We start from the raw sequence: 15302 nt of genomic DNA, 5'->3' as shown, positions 1-15302 counted from the left end.
CCCGTGTCACATGGCCGCGTCGTCCCACTGGTCGAGGAGGGCGTCCTCGGTCGGGGCCTCCACGGGGGCCGTGGGCATGTCGAGGTCCTGTTCGGCCCAGATGACCTTGCCCTCGGGGGTGTACCGGGTTCCCCAGCGGGCGGCGAACTGGGCGACGAGGAACAGGCCGCGTCCGCCCTCGTCCGTGGCCGTGGCCCGCCGCAGGTGGGGGGCGGTGCTGCTGCCGTCGGAGACCTCGCAGGTCAGCGTGCGGTCGAGGAGCAGGCGAACCCGGATCGGCTGCCTGCCGTACCGGATCGCGTTGGTGATCAGCTCGCTGAGGATCAGCTCGGTGTTGAACGCGAACTCCTCGAAGCCCCACGCGCCCAACTGCCGGGCGCAGGCCGCCCGTACTGGCGCCACGGCGTCCGGAGTCTGGCGCACGGTCCACACCGCGACGTGGTCGGGGTCGAGGCGCCGCGTGCCGGCGATCAGGAGGGCGACGTCGTCGATGGGACGCGCGGGCAGCATGTCGTCCAGGACCGCGCTGCACATCTGGTCCGGGGTGAGTTCGTGCGCGGCGGCCAGCGAGGAGTGCAGGCGCCGCAGTCCCGCGTCCAGGTCGCGCCGACGGTGCTCCACCAGCCCGTCGGTGAACATCACGAGGCGGGAGCCTTCGGGCACGTTCATCTCCGCGGTCTCGATCGGCAGGCTGCCGGCCAGGCCCAGGGGCGGCGACACCGGGATGTCGGGGAACTCCACTCGGCCGTCCGGCAGCACGAGGGCCGGATTCATGTGGCCGGCCCGTGCCACGGCCAGCCGGCCGGTGACCGGGTCGTAGATCGCGTACAGGCACGTCGCCCCGGTGATGGCCGCGCTGTCGTCGGTGAGCTCCAGGTCGCTGCGGGCCACCAACTCGTCCATGCGGCCAAGCAGTTCGTCGGGCGACAGGTCCAGGGTCGAGAAGTTGTGCGCGGCCGTGCGCAGCCTGCCCATCGTTGCGGCGGCGTGCAGCCCGTGGCCGACGACGTCGCCGACGATGAGGGCCACCCGCGCTCCGGACAGCGGGATCACATCGAACCAGTCGCCGCCGACCCCGGCGTGCGCGGGCAGATAGCGGTACGCGACATCCAGCGCGTTCTGGGCCGGCAGCTCGTGCGGCAGCAGGCTGCGCTGCAAGGTCACCGCGACGGTGTGCTCGCGCGTGTAGCGGCGGGCGTTGTCGATCGACAGCGCGGCGCGCGCGGCGAGCTCCTCGGCGATCGCGAGGTCGTCCTCGTCGAACGGCTGGGAGGTCTCCGCACGCCAGAAGTTCGCCGTCCCCAACGTGATGCCGCGGGCGCGCAGCGGGACGCTCACGAGCGAGTGGATGCCGTACGCGGCGAGCCTGTCGGCATGCTTCGGATCGCGCGCCCAGGCCCGGCCGCTGCCCAGGTCGGCGTGCAGCACGGCCCGGCCTGTCGCGGCAACCGTGTCGGGGGAGTCCGACTCGTCCTCTGTCGCCTGCCCGGCCCCGAGCACCGGCGGATCGGCGCGGACGCTGCGGACGGCGGCCCGCCGCAGACGGCCGCCGGACGCCTCCTCGCCCCGGAAGACGGGGTCGAGCAGGTCGACGGTCGCCAGGTCGGCGAACCTGGGCACGGCGACGTCGGCCAGTTCCTCGGCGGTCCGTGCGACGTCCAAGGTGGTGCCGATGCGCACACCCGCCTCGTACAGCAGCCCCAAGCGCTCGCGGGCGACGTCGACGCGGCCGGCCAGGGCCCGCAGTTCGGTGGTGTCCCGCAGCGTCACCACATGGCCGGCCGGCCGGCCGTCGGGCGCGGTCGCACGTTTGTTCACCGACACGAGGCGGTCCCCGGAGGCGTACACCTCGTCGTTCGCCGGTCGCTCCGAGGCCAGAAGCTCCGTCAGCTCAGGGGACAGCCCGACGTCGCGGACCGTGTGCGACTCGGCGTCGGCGGGCAGGTCCAGCAGCCGGCGGGCCTCGTCGTTGACCAGCAGCAGGCGCCCGTCGGCCGCGACGATCAGCACGCCTTCGCGCACGGCGTGCAGCACCGCGTCGTGGTGCTCGTACATCCGCGTCATCTCGGCAGGACCAAGTCCGTGCGTCTGCCGCCGCAGGCGGCGGTTCACCAAGGCCGTGCCCAACGCCGTCACGGCGAGAGCGCCGGCCGTGCCACCCAGGATGACGGGCATCTGGCGGTCCACCGTGTTGCCGACCGAATCGGCGGTGATACCGGAAAGCACCGTGCCGACGATTCGCCCGTCAGGAGCCCGGACCGGTGCTGCGGCGTTCACGACACGGCTTTCGGGTGTCTCGATGATCGTGGTCTTCGACTCGCCGCTGCTGATGAGGTCCCTGACCTGGGGCGGTGCCGGGGCCCCGATCGCTTCGGCCAGGGGATGCGTGACGAAGGTGCCGTTCATGTCGACAACGACGATGAACTCCACATTGGCGGCCGTGCGGGCCGCCTCGGCCCACGGCTGGAGTACCGCCGTCGGATCAGGGCCGGTCAGCGCCTGCGCCGTGAGCGGGGAGAGCGCGAACGTCTCCGCGGCAGCCGTCGACCGGTTCCGGGCGTCGCGGGTGCTGTCGCGCTCGGTCTGGAGGACCAGTGCCACGGCCGCGGCCGCCGCGAGAAGCAGGACCACGAGTGTCTGGAGCAACAGCACCTGTCCGGCGACGCTGCGTGGAACCAGACGGCGGACCCAACGGCTCGCGCGGCTCCGCCCGGGGCGCTCGGGGCGCTCGGTCGGAGCCTGTCGCCGATCCCGAGGCGCCGCGTGGGAGCCCCGCCGCGAGGACCGCCGGAAAACGTCTGGCATGTAGACATTCTTAACATTCGGTATCTGGCAGTCATATGGTGCGCGTACGCCGCGGGGTGCCGAGACTGCCGTGACCCGTCGGTCCCAGACCAAACTGGGGCAATTCAACATCGAGGTGTGGGCCGAAGCCACCCGGCCGACCGCATCGGACCGACGCACGGCCGCGCGTACTGCATTTTCAGTACGCCGAGTGACGGCACTTGCACGACGACGGGACAGGGGCGTTCCGGAGAGCCTGAAGACCTCCTGAGATCAGCCGAGATCAGATGTGGGGTTCTTCGCCATGGCGACCTTCCTGTACCGACTGGGCCGCGCGGCATTCCGCCGGCGGCTCTACGTCGTCCTGCTGTGGCTTGCGGTGCTGGCCGCCGTCGCCTTCGGCGCGGCCACTTCGTCCGAAGCCTCCGACGACGGGTCGTCGATGCCCGGTATCGAAGCCGGGCAGGCGTACGACCTGATGAACGAGCGGTTCCCCGGCACCGAGGCCGACGGCGCGACCGCCCGCGTCGTCTTCCGTGCGCCGGACGGGCAGCAGGTGACCGCGGCCCCGCACCGCACGGTCGTCGAGCAGGCGGTCGCCGACATCGCGGACGATCCCCAAGTCGCGCGCGCCGTCGGCCCGTTCGGAGACCAGGCCGGAGCGGTGAGCCAGGACGGGCGGACGGCGTACGCCACCGTCACCTACCAGGTCAAGGCGGAGGACCTCACCGACACGAGCAAGGCCGACCTGGAGAACGCCATCGACCAGGCACGGCACGCGGGCCTGACCGTCGAGGCCGGCGGCTCCGCGATCGCGGAGAACCCGGGCGCCGGCGGAGCCGCCGAGGCGATCGGCGTGCTCATCGCCGCCGCGGTGCTGGTGATCACCTTCGGATCGCTCGCCGCCGCCGGGCTCCCGCTGCTCACCGCCGTGCTCGGGGTGGGCATCAGCATGGCCGCGATCATCGCGCTCGGCAGTACCTTCGGACTCTCCGGAACGACCGGCACGCTCGCCTCCATGCTCGGACTCGCGGTCGGCATCGACTACGCGGTCTTCGTCGTCGCCCGCTACCGCGAGGAACGCGCCAAGGGGCATGCGGCCCAGGAAGCCGCCGGACTCGCCGTCGGAACCGCCGGATCCGCCGTGGTCTTCGCCGGCCTCACCGTCGTCATTGCCCTCGCCGGGCTTTCCGTCGTCGGCGTCCCGATGCTGACGAAGATGGGCCTGGCCGCCGCCGGCGCGGTCGTGGTCGCCGTGCTCATCGCCTTGACACTGGTCCCGGCACTGCTCGGATTCTGGCCGCGCGCGGTGCTCGCGCGCAGTGAACGCAAGGGGGCCAAGCCTGCGCGGCGGAAGGACAACGCCGGAACGCGGTGGGCCCGGTTCGTGTTGCGGCGCCCGCTCCCGGTGCTGCTGGTCGCCGTCGCGGGCCTGGGCGCGTTGGCCGTGCCCGCCATGGACCTGCAACTGGGCATGCCGGGCGACGAGGCCAAGTCCACCGCGACCACCGAGCGCCGCGCGTACGACGCCCTCGCCGACGGCTTCGGCCCCGGCTTCAACGGCCCCCTGACCGTCGTCGTCGACGCGCGCCCGGCCGCCGACCCGCAGGCCGCGGTGTCCTCGATCTCCGGCACGATCGCCCGCACGGAGGGCGTTGTGACCGTCTCCGCACCCAGGTTCAACACCGCCGGCGACACCGCGGTGCTCACCGTCACACCGTCCACCGCGCCCACGAGCGAGCGGACCAAGGACCTCGTCCACGCCATCCGCGGTGAACGCGGCGCGACCGAGGCGGCCACGGGAGCAACCTACAAGGTCACCGGAACCACCGCGATGAACATCGACATCGCGCAGAAGATGCAGAACGCGCTGGTTCCCTACCTCGTGGTCGTGGTCGGCCTCGCGTTCCTGCTCCTGCTGCTGGTCTTCCGATCCGTGCTCGTCCCCCTCAAGGCCGCCCTCGGCTTCCTGCTGTCGGTGCTCGCCTCGCTCGGCGCGGTCGTCGCCGTCTTCCAGTGGGGCTGGTTCGCCGAGTTCCTCGGCGTCCAGCAGACCGGGCCGGTCATGAGCATGATGCCGATCTTCCTCGTCGGCATCGTCTTCGGGCTGGCCATGGATTACGAGGTGTTCCTGGTCTCCCGGATGCGCGAGGCGTATGTCCGGGGGGAAGCCCCCCGGCAGGCCGTCGTGACCGGCTTCCGGTCCAGCGCCCGAGTCGTCGCGGCGGCGGCGCTCATCATGATGGCGGTCTTCTCCGGCTTCGTCTCCGCCGAGGAGTCCATGGTCAAGATGATCGGGTTCGCACTCGCGATCGCGGTCCTGTTCGACGCCTTCGTCGTGCGCATGGCGATCGTCCCCGCTGTCTTGGCCCTTCTCGGCGCCCGCGCCTGGTGGCTGCCGCGATGGCTGGACCGGGTCGTCCCGCGCGTCGACGTCGAGGGCGAGGCGCTGAACCACCACGCTCCCAGCGCGGCCGGGTCCGGCTCCGGCGACGAGCGCGACCCGGTACACGTCTGACCCGGCCGACCGGCGGCGAGACCGGCCCACGCGCGGGCGGCCCGGCCGAACACCGGCCGCCCGCGCCGATCACGTGCCCGCGTCCTCGACAATGGGCCTGACCACTTCGACCGGAGAACCGATGCTCACCACTTGGCGGCGGTACGTCCAGCGACACCCCAAGGGCACCGAAGCGGTGTTCCTGATGCTGCTGTTCGCTGCGGCCGGGCCCGCGAGCCAGGTTGCGAGCGATTCGTACGGCGAGTTGGACTGGTTCCCGGGGTATCTCACCGCGGCCGTCGCCTGCCTCGCCCTGCTGTGGCGTCACCGGTATCCGCGCACCGTGGTCGCGGTCACCGCGGTCTGCGCCAGCGCCGCCGGCGGCGTCGGCTATCTGATCACCCCCTTGCTTCTGGCCCCGGTCATGGTCGCGCTGTACCAACTGGCCGTCCGTGCGTCCCGCACCACGACGCAGGGCTACTGCGCGGGAGTCATCGCGCTGATCGTCGTCACGGCCGTGCTGTCCGACAAGTACGGCCACCCGTGGGCGCTCAAGACGATGGGCCCCGTGTTCTGGCTCGTGGTCCCCGCACTCACCGGCGCGATGGTCAAGACACGGCGCGCCTACCTCGAAGCGGTGCGCGCACGCGCCGAACACGCCGAGCGCACCCGCGAGGAGGAAGCCCGCAACCGCGTCGCGGCAGAACGCGTGCGCATCGCCCGCGAACTCCACGACGTGGTCGCCCACCACCTCGCCCTCGCCAACGCGCAGGCCGGTACGGCCGCCCACCTCGTGCGCAACCGCCCTGAGCAGGCCGCGCAGATCCTGGACGACCTGGCCGGCACCACGTCGTCGGCGCTGCGCGAACTCAAAGCCACCGTCGGCCTGTTGCGCCGCCACGACGACCCCGCGGCTCCCCTGGAGCCGTCTCCCGGGCTGGCGCGACTGCCCGAACTGGTCGCCGCGTTCGGCACCGCGGGACTCGATGTCGAGGTCACCGTAGAGGGTGAGGCGAGGCGGCTCTCGCCCGGTGTGGACCTGACCGCGTTCCGGATCGTGCAGGAGGCGCTCACCAACGTCGCCAAGCACGCGGGAGTCGACCGCGCGCAGGTGCGTCTCGCGTACCGCAGCAACCTCGTTACCATCACCGTGCGCAACGACGCGGGACCCACCGTGCCGCCCCCGGGCCCGTCCGCCTCCGGCGGAGGATTCGGCGTCATGGGCATGCACGAACGCGCCCAATCCGTCGGCGGCACCCTCCGTACGCACCGCCGACCGGAAGGCGGCTTCACTGTGGTGGCCGAACTCCCCGTCAACGCATGACCGTTGGAAGGAACACCGACCCGATGCCCATCCGCGTGCTGCTCGCCGACGACCAGGCTCTGCTGCGCACCACGTTCCGCATCCTGATCGACTCGTGCGACGACATGGAGGTGGTCGGCGAGGCCGCCGAGGGAAGGCAGGCCGTCGAACTCACGCGTACGCACCGGCCCGACATCGTCCTCATGGACATCCGCATGCCGGGCACAGACGGTCTCGCGGCGACCACCGCCATCTGCGCGGACCCGGAACTCGCCGGCGTCCGCGTCCTCATCCTCACCACGTTCGAGACCGACGAGTATGTCGCCCAGGCCCTGCGCGCGGGTGCCAGCGGCTTCCTCGGCAAGGACGTCACCGCGGACGCTCTGCTGGACGGCATCCGCACGGTCGCGTCCGGGGAAGCGCTCCTGTCGCCGACGGCGACGCGCGCGCTGATCGCCCAATTCATCGCGGCCCCGCAAGCCCCCGCACCCGCGCCCGTCGCCTTGGACGCCTTGACCACCCGGGAACGCGAAGTCATGGCGATGGCCGCCGAAGGCAAGTCCAACAGAGACATCGCGGACGAGCTCGTCGTCAGCCCTCTGACCGTCCGCACGCACATCCAGCGTGCGATGACGAAACTGAGCGCCCGGGACCGGGCCCAGTTGGTGGTCATCGCCTACCAGTCCGGGCTGGCCCGTCCGACGGGCTGAGGAAAGAACGAACTCCGTTACTGTGCCACGCCGTTCCGGCGCACTCCCCGGTCGGCACCTCATCCGATGGGGGCACGCGGCGGCGTTGTTCGAAAGAACGGTCAGGCGCCGGCAGGCGTCGTGTCGGGGGCGGGATCCGCCTCGCGGTTCCAGAGCACCCGGACCTTGATGTGGAACGCCGTCTCGGCCTTCGTGACGACGACACCCGCCGAGGCGGACAGGTCGATGCCGAACTCGATCTCCACTTCCGCCGGTTCGGCCCGGCGGAGCTGGGCGAGCACGGCCCGCGCGGTCTGCCCCACCGGTGCGAGCGCCTGCTGGAGGGTCTGCGGCAGGTCGCGCACCGCGTCACCCACCCGGCCCGCGCGCACCGGCCCATCGAAGTCGTGCGCGTACTGGACCGTTTCGAAGAGGATCGCGCCGCCGTCCTCCAGCGGCACACGTACAAGCTCGCGGTCCATGCCGCCCCCCGTCGGTGCGCCCCATCGCCGACGGCCACGCTACCGCCGTCGGGCTGCCGGCACAGCCCCTGGTTGCAAACGAAAACCCTTGGCCAAAAAGGGATTTCGTAGGTCACGACGATCGCGGCGAGACCCGGGCAGACCCGCGGAGGGGGCTACCGCGCGACCTCCTGCCCTCCCGGCCCCGCTCGGTCTTTGACCGATCGAGACCCCGCTGCGGTCACTACCGCACCGGGCCGCCGACCGGCGTGGTCTCGGTGGCGAGCGTGTCGCGGTAGACCACGCCGGACAGTCGGCGGGCCAGGCGGCGCGGGATGATCGGCACATGCGCGGCAGCCCCGATGAGGGCGTTCCGGGTCGTGCGGAGGCGGGGGTCGACCACCGCGAGCCTCGTCAGGCGGTCGGTCAGCGCGATCACCTGGCGGGCGACCGGGCGCCGGGCGGCCTCGTACTCGTCGAGGAGCCCGAGCGGAGCTCCGTCCAGGATCGCGTCGAGGACGGCGGCGAGGGCGGCGGCGTCGACGATGCCGACGTTCATGCCCTGTCCGCCCGCCGGGCTGTGCACGTGCGCGGCGTCGCCGGCCACGACGAGGCGGCCCTGGTGGTACCGGGCGGCGAGCCGGTGGTGGATGTGGAAGCGCGAGCTCCGGTCGACCCGTTCGACCCGTGCGCGGTCGCGGCGCGGGCCGCGCGCGTCGAGCAGGTGTTGGACGAAGTCCCGGTCGATGGCACCCGGCGCGTCCGACGCGCTGCCGACGACACGGTGGAGGCCCGCCGGCAGCGGGGCCACGAAGAGCAGGCCGGCGGGGGAGAGGTAGAGGACTGCCTGACTCCTCGGCACGCCGCCGGAGACCTTGATGTCGGCCAGCACGAACTCCTCGGCGTACTTGCCGCCTTCCAGCGCGATGCCGGCCTCCTCGCGGACCGTGCTGTGCATGCCGTCGCACCCGACGACGAACGACGCGCGGATCGTCCGCCCGGCCGTGCACCGCGCGAGCACCCCGTCGTCGTCCTGCGTGACCGACGCCAGCTCCCAGGGCCGCAGCACCTCGACACCGGACGCGGCCAGGCGGTCGGTGAGGACCGCCTCGGTCACGTGTTGCGGGACCATCAGGGCGTACGGATAGGCGGACGGGACGCGGTCGAACATGATCGGCATGAGGACCCGGTCCCGGTCGCGGACCGTGAACCGCCGCACCCTGATCCCGAGATCGACCAGGCGCGCGGCCACGCCCAGCCAGTCGAGGACCTCCAGTGTCCGCGCGTGCACCACGACCGCGCGCGATGTGTCCCGCGTCCGCTCCTCTTTGTCCACGACCACGACGCGACGCCCCTCCCGCGCCAGCGCCGTGCCCAGCGCGAGACCGGTCGGTCCGGCGCCCACGACGAGAACGTCGGTGTCGAAGCCCGGGGAGGTGCCGTGTCGGCTCATGTCGGAGACTCCCGTCCTGCGTGGCCCGGCCCGCCGGCAACAGCTACCTCGGCGGACCGCGCGGAAACGTGCTCCGCGGGCGGTTCCGGGCCCGGAGAGTGTGCCCGGCGACGTGCCCTCGCACGCCGAGCCCGCCCGCGTGAGCGGGGTCGGCGGCCCGGTGGGCGAGCTCCGGAGCCGGGTGGATCCAGACCGGGCCGAAGCAGTGGGATGGGGGGAACCGCTATTCAAACGTCGAGCCATGGGCGTTTTGAGTGATTTGAGTAACACGTAGCCCATCCATGTGTCCGTTTTGCTCATGTTTATTGGCTTGTAAGGTGTCCGGCGGCTTCCTCGTGGCGCCGACTTTTCTCCCGCGTCTGTGAGACTCTTCGAGGGCGTTTCCCGCCCCGCCGTGCCTCAGCGTCGAGCCGCACGGATCGATCACAGACCAGGGCATCCCGACCGGGGCGCAACGGCCGGTCGGGACTCCACCACCGGGCTGCGCCCGCGTCGTACGCATGCTCCTCGACGCCAGCGAAAGCCCAGTTGTGCCTGTTTCACTCCCCGACGTGCCCGCGCGCGCCGACCTTCCGGCGCCCCGACCCCCCGCCGACGCCCTTGTCGAGCCGGGCGCCCGCAGCCGCCGCGAGGCACGTGGCGACCGGTCGCCGTGGCGCTGCCTGAGGCACCGGGACATGCGGTGGTGGTCCCTCGCCAACGCCGTGTCGAACATCGGCACGTGGATGCAACTGACCGTCCAGAATCTGTTGGTCTTCCAGATCACCGGGTCGGCCGCGGTGACCGGACTCTCGCTGTCGGTGCAGGCCGCCGCCGGCCTGATGTTCGGCGTCACCGGCGGAAAGCTCGTCGACCGCTTCCCGCGCAAGACCATCGCCGCGCTGAGCCAGGCGGCACTCGGCTGCGTCGCGTTCGGCACGGCGGCGCTGATCGTGCTAGGGCTGCTCAACGTGCCCGCGCTGCTGGTCCTCGCGGCCGTCACCGGCCTCATCGCGACCGTCGACGCCCCCGCCTGCGCGCTGCTGGGGAACGACCTGGTGCCCGAGGAGGACGTGCCGTCCGCGATCGCGCTCGGATCCGTCGTGCACAGCGTGGGGCGCCTGATCGGAGCCGCCTCGGCCGGGGTCATGGTCGGGTTCCTCGGCATCGCGTCGGTGTTCGCCGCCAACGGCGTGTCGTTCGTATTCGTCACCGCGGTGATCCTCTTCCTGCGACCGATCCGCGGCCGTTCGCGGATCGCCGCCGTGTCGCCGCAGCAGGACGGTGATCGTTCGGCACCTACGAAGCGACCGAGCGGAACCGGACGCGAGGGTGTCGCGTACTTCATGCGGCAGCCGCACCTGGTCGCGCTCGCCGCCGTCTGCGCGGTCAGCGCTGTCCTCGGCCGCAACTACGCGCTGACGCTCGCGGTGCTGGTCACCGGACCGCTCGCCGGGGGAGCAGCCGAGTACGGACTCGTCTCGACGGTCCTCGCGGTCGGCGGAGTGCTCGGCGCTGTGCTCGCGGGCAGGCTGCGCCGACCGTCCGTACGCCTGGTCGCCGTACTCGCCGGCGCCGGAGGCCTGTTGCAGGCGACCGCGGGACTCGCGCCCACCCTGCTGCTGCTCGCGGTGTTGATCGTGCCCATGTCCGTCGTGGAGTCGGTCGCGGACACCGCGGCCACGACGGTCCTCCAGACGGACCCGCCCGAGCACATGCGCGGCCGTGTCCTCGGTGTGTGGAGCACGCTGAGCACGGGGTGGGGACTCATCGGGCCGCCCTTCCTCGGCCTGCTGATGGAAACCGCGGGCGCCCGGGGCTGCCTCGTCGCCGGCGGCCTGTTCATCGCCGCCGCGACCGCCGCCGGCCTGCAACTGACCGCCCGCCGCCGCGTCGCCGAACCGGCGCCGGCGATGGCGTGAGGCAGCCGCTCGGGGCGGAGGCTCGCCAACGGACGCGGCAGGCCCCGTCCGGTCTCCCGGCATGCCCGGTTGACCGGAGATCCCCACGCCGGGCAGCCCGGGCACTATCAGTGTCGCCGTGCCGAACGCGACGCAGCCGAGTGCCGCCCGGTTCGGCGCGGGGATGGCCTTGCGCGGGAAGCGGTCGACGAGCTTTCCGCCGGTGACGCCGAACATCAGGCCGGCGGGGGCCCCGTACCGGCAACCAGGCCTGCGCCGTTCCGCGCCGCGGCGCCCTCCTGCCCCGACGGGTGCGTCCCTCAGGCGGTCGGGCCGTGTGACCCCCGGGCCGCAGGGCAAGCGAGCACTTCGTCCACCGCGTCCACAACCGCGTCCACGTGGATCGCGCCGAGGACGGGGTCGACGCGGTCGCCGTGCGGGTCTCCCCGGTAGCCCGGCGGCGCCGGCCACAGCACCCTGTTGTGGGGCCGCGCGGGCGGACCCCACTCGGCGGGCGGTGTAGGGCCGAACAACAGCACTGACGGACGGTCGTACGCCGAGGCCAGATGCGCCACACCCGTGTCGCCGCAGACGACGACCCTCGCCACTGCCACGAGTGCGGCGAGGTCGGTGAGCGCGGCGGTCTCCGCCCGGCGCGCGCCGGCCGCCGCCACGTCGTCCACCAGCGCCGACTCGCCGGGGCCACCGGTGACCACGACCCGATGCCCCCGCGCCGACAGCTCCGCGACCAGCCCGGCGAACCGTACGGTCGGCCAGCGGCGCGACGCGGACGCCGCTCCCGGGTGGACCACCGTCGCGCCGGCCCATGCGTCCCAGGCACTGCCCGCAGGAGGCCTCCGCAACGCGAGGTCGTCCGGATCCGCGGGAATCCCCGACTCCGTCAACAGGCGGCACCAGCGCGCTCGTTCGTGCTCGTCCTGCCGCCATACCGGGCCGGCGTAGCCCCCGCCGGTCGGCCCGCCGAAGGCGATCAGCCGACGCGGTCGCAGCGCCGCGAGCCGGTCATGGCTCTGCGGCCCCCGGCCGTGCAGGTCGACGGCCACGTCCGGACGCGGGCCGGTCCACGCCACCGGGGCGTACTCCGTCGTCGGCAGCAACCGGTCGATCGCGCCCGTCAGGGGGACCAGCGCCCGGAACGCCGCGTTCGCGGCGAGCACGACCTCGTGGTCGGGAAAGGCCGCGCGCAGCGCCCGATAGGCGGGAACGCCGGTCAGGAAGTCGCCGAGGCCGAGCGGCCGCGACACCAACACGACGGGCCGGGACGGTCGGGGCGCGTCGTGTGCCCGGGCGGGTTGGGCGGCGGTGCCGGCAGCGTCGTCCGACCGGGCGGCGCGCCCGGCCCCGGACCGCCCGGCGTCGCTGCCCGACCTGTCTCCCGAGCCGGGCCCGTCGTGCGGCACGTCAGCCGCCGTCCGCCGCAACCCGCGCGATCCGCGTCGTCGAGCGGCCCGCGAGATACGGCACCGTGACCACCTGCCCGCCGAGCGAGGCGACGAGTGCGGCCTCCGGCAGGGCCTCCGCCGCGTAGTCGCCGCCCTTGACCCACACGTGGGGGCGCAAGGTGCCGATCAGGCGTTCGGGGGTCTCCTCCTCGAAGACGGCGACCGCGTCCACGCAGGCCAGTGCCCGCAACACCTCGGCGCGGTCCTCGGCCGAGTGGAACGGGCGCGGGGGGCCTTTGAGCGCCCGCACCGACGCGTCCGAGTTCAGGCACACCACGAGGAAGTCGCCCAGTGCGCGGGCCGCCTGGAGCGTACGGATGTGACCCGCGTGCAGCAGGTCGAAGCACCCGCCGGTCGCGACGATGGTGCCGCCCCGCGCCCGGGCGCGGCGGACGAGCTCCAACGCGTCGACCGTCGGCCCGGCAGCGACGGAGGCGGTCGTCTCGGCACGGCGCCCCGCGTTCGGGCCGCGACCGGCCGTGCCCACCGCAATCGGCGTGCTCGGTCGGCCGGGAGAGTCTCTGCCGCTGTTTCCGGGCGCCGGGTCCCGCGGAGCCACCGCGTCGAACCGCACCGGCTTGCGGGGGGAGCGGCCCGCGCTCTTCGCCGAATCGGCGGTGCCGGGGTCGGCGTGGCCGCGTCGGCGGGCCGATGCGGGACGGGTCCCGTGTGCTGCCGCGCTCGGGGGCCCGTCGGCTGCACAGGCTTCGGCGAGCAGGTGCCCGACACGCGAAACGCCGCCTGCCGCAAGGAAATCCGCCGCGGCGTGCACCGCTCCCTCGACGGCTTCGGGCATGGTCCGGCCCGCCGCGAGCAGGCCGCACACCGAGGCCGCGAACCGGTCGCCGGCACCGCACGGATCGCCGGTGCGCACCGGAGGCGCCGGGACGGTGAACGGCTCGGCGCCGCGCGACAGCACCGCGCCGCCCGCGCCGAGCGTCACGCACACCGCGCCCGCGTCCCACCGCTCGCGCAGCTCCCCGGCCAGCCGTGCGACCTCGCGCAGCAGTCCCGGTCCCCGGGACGGGGGAGACACCCCCGCGGCTTTGGCGGCCTCGCCGAGATTGGGCGTCACGACCCTCGTCCCCGGCACCGGTTCGGAGCCGCGCGGATGCGGGTCCCACACCACCGGCACACGACCCGCCCGCAGGGCGATCGCGTCCCGCACCGCCGGGGTGCCGGTCACACCGCCGCCGTAGTCGGACACGAGGATCGCCGCCGCCTGCGCGAACGCCGCGCGCACCCCACTGCTTGCCGGGCCGACCGCTCCGCGACCCGGGCGGTCCACGCGCAGCAACGCACGCCCGTCCGCGAGCAGACGGGTCTTCTCGGCGGGTTCCCCGTCGCGCGGCAGCTCGACCAGGCGCACGTGCGGCGCCAGCAGCGCGCGGAGCCGTTCGGCCACCGGGCCCTTGCCCAGCGCGGTCACCAGCGTCACGTCGAAGCCGTCCCAGGCGGCCAACAGTGCGGCCAGCCCGGCGCCGCCGGGGCGGGGGTATTCGGTCGGGTCGTCCAGCACCGGCACCGGGGCGTCGGGGCACAAGCGGGTGACCGTGCCGTCGAGGTCGCGGTCGAGCAGGACGTCGCCGACCACGACCACGGAATCGGGGGCCGTCGCCATCACGTCACCCCCCGCGCCGGTGCGGATCGCCCCGAACGCCGGGCGCGCCGGTGCTCGTCCGAACGATGCCGGTCGCCCGTACGGTCCGAACCCCGGCCGTCTCTGCCGCGGCCTGAGCCCGCCTTCGCATCCGCGCGCAGAGTCGCGTCGATCCCTTCGCACAGAAGATGCACCGCCATGAGATGAACCTCCTGGACCGTGCTGGTACTTCGCGCGGCCACGCGCAGCGCGTCGTCCGCCAGCTCCGCCAACGGATTCGGCGCGCGGCCGGTCAGCGCCCACACCCGCAGGTCCAGGGCGTGCGCCCGGCGCGCCGCCGCGAGGACGTTCGCGCTCGTGCCGCTGGTCGACAGCAACAGGACGGTGTCACCCGAACGGCCGTGTGCCTCGATCTGCCGGGCGAACACCTCGTCGGGACCGTAGTCGTTCACGATCGCCGTCACACTTGACGTCTCCGCGTGCAGCGCCAGCGCCGACAGCGGCTGCCGCTCGTCGCGGTACCGGCCCACCAACTCTGCCGTCAGATGTTGGGCCTCCGCCGCGCTGCCCCCGTTGCCCGCCACCAACAGCCGGGCCCCAGCGCGGAGTTCAGGAGCCAATATCTCGCCCCACCGGGCAGCGCGCGCCGGATCGCCGGTGGGGTCGCGCAGTGCGGTCATCAGTTCGCCCACGTGCCGCCGGGCCAGCAGTTCGGCGCGCAGCACGCGCGGCTGCCCGTCGCCCGAACCGTTCGGTGACGCCGCCCATTCGTACGCGGTGAGCGCATGGCGGCCCGCCCCTCCCAGGGGAGCGGTGCGGCGGTTCCTTCGGGTCGTCATCCGCTCACCACCGCGCGTCGGGCGGCCCGGTCGTGGTCGACGACTTCGCGGTAGATCTGGGCCGTCTGCCTGGCGATGCGCGGCCAGCCGTACTTCGCCTTGGCTCGCGCGGCTCCCGCGCGCCCCAACTCCTCGGCCAGCCCGGGGGTTTCCGCGAGCCGCCGCAGGGCCGCCGTCAGGCCCCGCACGTCACGCGGCGGGACGAGCAGCCCCGTGCGGCCGTCGACGACCGAGTCGCACAGCCCGCCGACGGCCGCCGCCACGACCGGGACTCCGCAGGCCATCGCCTCCAGCGGCACGATGCCGAACGGCTCGTACCACGGGGTGCACACG

At 73.2% G+C, this 15302-nt stretch carries 11 protein-coding genes; 4 read left to right on the top strand and 7 right to left on the bottom strand.

All coding sequences use genetic code 11. From position 1 onward, the window contains the following. Nucleotides 1–6: 6 nt before the first annotated feature. Nucleotides 7–2805, bottom strand: a complete 2799-nt coding sequence (locus ACRX5W_RS17665; protein ID WP_436789127.1) for a SpoIIE family protein phosphatase — start codon at nt 2803–2805, stop codon at nt 7–9. A 283-nt stretch (nt 2806–3088) separates the two neighbouring features. Here ACRX5W_RS17665 and ACRX5W_RS17660 point away from each other — a divergent pair, with 283 nt between their 5' ends. From ACRX5W_RS17660 to ACRX5W_RS17650, 3 genes are all read left to right on the top strand, one after another. Further along, a complete protein-coding gene (locus tag ACRX5W_RS17660; RefSeq protein WP_436789126.1) occupies nt 3089–5302 on the top strand; it encodes an MMPL family transporter in 2214 nt (737 codons plus the stop codon). Between the two features lie 121 nt (nt 5303–5423). Further along, nucleotides 5424–6605 (top strand): sensor histidine kinase, encoded by a 1182-nt coding sequence (locus ACRX5W_RS17655; protein ID WP_436789125.1) that lies wholly within the window; start codon nt 5424–5426, stop codon nt 6603–6605. 23 nt (nt 6606–6628) lie between these two features. After that, entirely contained in the window at nt 6629–7294 is a 666-nt protein-coding gene (locus ACRX5W_RS17650) for a response regulator (protein WP_436789168.1), read from the top strand. A gap of 101 nt (nt 7295–7395) precedes the next feature. On the opposite strand, the gene ACRX5W_RS17645 is transcribed toward ACRX5W_RS17650, so the two are convergent. Together ACRX5W_RS17645 and ACRX5W_RS17640 are read right to left on the bottom strand one after the other, a co-directional pair. Then, nucleotides 7396–7755: a CU044_2847 family protein gene (locus tag ACRX5W_RS17645; protein ID WP_436789124.1), complete on the bottom strand. Its 360-nt coding sequence runs from the start codon at nt 7753–7755 to the stop codon at nt 7396–7398. Between the two features lie 223 nt (nt 7756–7978). Continuing rightward, the gene (locus ACRX5W_RS17640; RefSeq protein ID WP_436789123.1) at nt 7979–9187 is read right to left on the bottom strand and encodes an FAD-dependent oxidoreductase; all 1209 of its coding nucleotides are present in this window, start codon (nt 9185–9187) and stop codon (nt 7979–7981) included. A gap of 677 nt (nt 9188–9864) precedes the next feature. Between ACRX5W_RS17640 and ACRX5W_RS17635 the strand changes: the two genes are divergently transcribed. Further along, nucleotides 9865–11088 (top strand): MFS transporter, encoded by a 1224-nt coding sequence (locus ACRX5W_RS17635; protein ID WP_436789167.1) that lies wholly within the window; start codon nt 9865–9867, stop codon nt 11086–11088. Between the two features lie 299 nt (nt 11089–11387). Here ACRX5W_RS17635 and ACRX5W_RS17630 read toward each other — a convergent pair whose 3' ends face one another. From ACRX5W_RS17630 to ACRX5W_RS17615, 4 genes are all read right to left on the bottom strand, one after another. After that, nucleotides 11388–12332, bottom strand: a complete 945-nt coding sequence (locus tag ACRX5W_RS17630; RefSeq protein WP_436789122.1) for a glycosyltransferase family 9 protein — start codon at nt 12330–12332, stop codon at nt 11388–11390. 157 nt (nt 12333–12489) lie between these two features. Further along, nucleotides 12490–14151: a D-glycero-beta-D-manno-heptose 1-phosphate adenylyltransferase gene (gene rfaE2, locus ACRX5W_RS17625; RefSeq protein WP_436789121.1), complete on the bottom strand. Its 1662-nt coding sequence runs from the start codon at nt 14149–14151 to the stop codon at nt 12490–12492. After that, the gene (locus ACRX5W_RS17620; protein ID WP_436789120.1) at nt 14151–14969 is read right to left on the bottom strand and encodes a D-sedoheptulose-7-phosphate isomerase; all 819 of its coding nucleotides are present in this window, start codon (nt 14967–14969) and stop codon (nt 14151–14153) included. The genes rfaE2 and ACRX5W_RS17620 overlap by 1 nt, the downstream gene beginning before the upstream one ends. After that, nucleotides 14966–15302, bottom strand: a 337-nt coding sequence (locus ACRX5W_RS17615) for a glycosyltransferase (RefSeq protein ID WP_436789119.1), incomplete at its 5' end; no start/stop codon positions are given. The genes ACRX5W_RS17615 and ACRX5W_RS17620, both read right to left, overlap by 4 nt.

It is taken from the genome of Yinghuangia sp. YIM S10712 (assembly GCF_051388935.1).
Classification (GTDB): Bacteria; Actinomycetota; Actinomycetes; order Streptomycetales; family Streptomycetaceae; genus Yinghuangia.
Note: the sequence above shows the minus strand (reverse complement) of the source record. Positions and strands in the feature narration are given on the sequence as shown.

Excerpts from the sequence above, each read along its gene's own strand:
- ACRX5W_RS17635 (WP_436789167.1), top strand. The coding sequence starts at position 9,865 with ATGCGGTGGTGGTCCCTCGCCAACGCCGTGTCGAACATCGGCACGTGG.
- rfaE2 (WP_436789121.1), bottom strand. The coding sequence starts at position 14,151 with ATGGCGACGGCCCCCGATTCCGTGGTCGTGGTCGGCGACGTCCTGCTC.
- ACRX5W_RS17650 (WP_436789168.1), top strand. The coding sequence starts at position 6,629 with ATGCCCATCCGCGTGCTGCTCGCCGACGACCAGGCTCTGCTGCGCACC.
- ACRX5W_RS17645 (WP_436789124.1), bottom strand. The coding sequence starts at position 7,755 with ATGGACCGCGAGCTTGTACGTGTGCCGCTGGAGGACGGCGGCGCGATC.
- ACRX5W_RS17620 (WP_436789120.1), bottom strand. The coding sequence starts at position 14,969 with ATGACGACCCGAAGGAACCGCCGCACCGCTCCCCTGGGAGGGGCGGGC.
- ACRX5W_RS17660 (WP_436789126.1), top strand. The coding sequence starts at position 3,089 with ATGGCGACCTTCCTGTACCGACTGGGCCGCGCGGCATTCCGCCGGCGG.
- ACRX5W_RS17640 (WP_436789123.1), bottom strand. The coding sequence starts at position 9,187 with ATGAGCCGACACGGCACCTCCCCGGGCTTCGACACCGACGTTCTCGTC.
- ACRX5W_RS17665 (WP_436789127.1), bottom strand. The coding sequence starts at position 2,805 with ATGCCAGACGTTTTCCGGCGGTCCTCGCGGCGGGGCTCCCACGCGGCG.
- ACRX5W_RS17655 (WP_436789125.1), top strand. The coding sequence starts at position 5,424 with ATGCTCACCACTTGGCGGCGGTACGTCCAGCGACACCCCAAGGGCACC.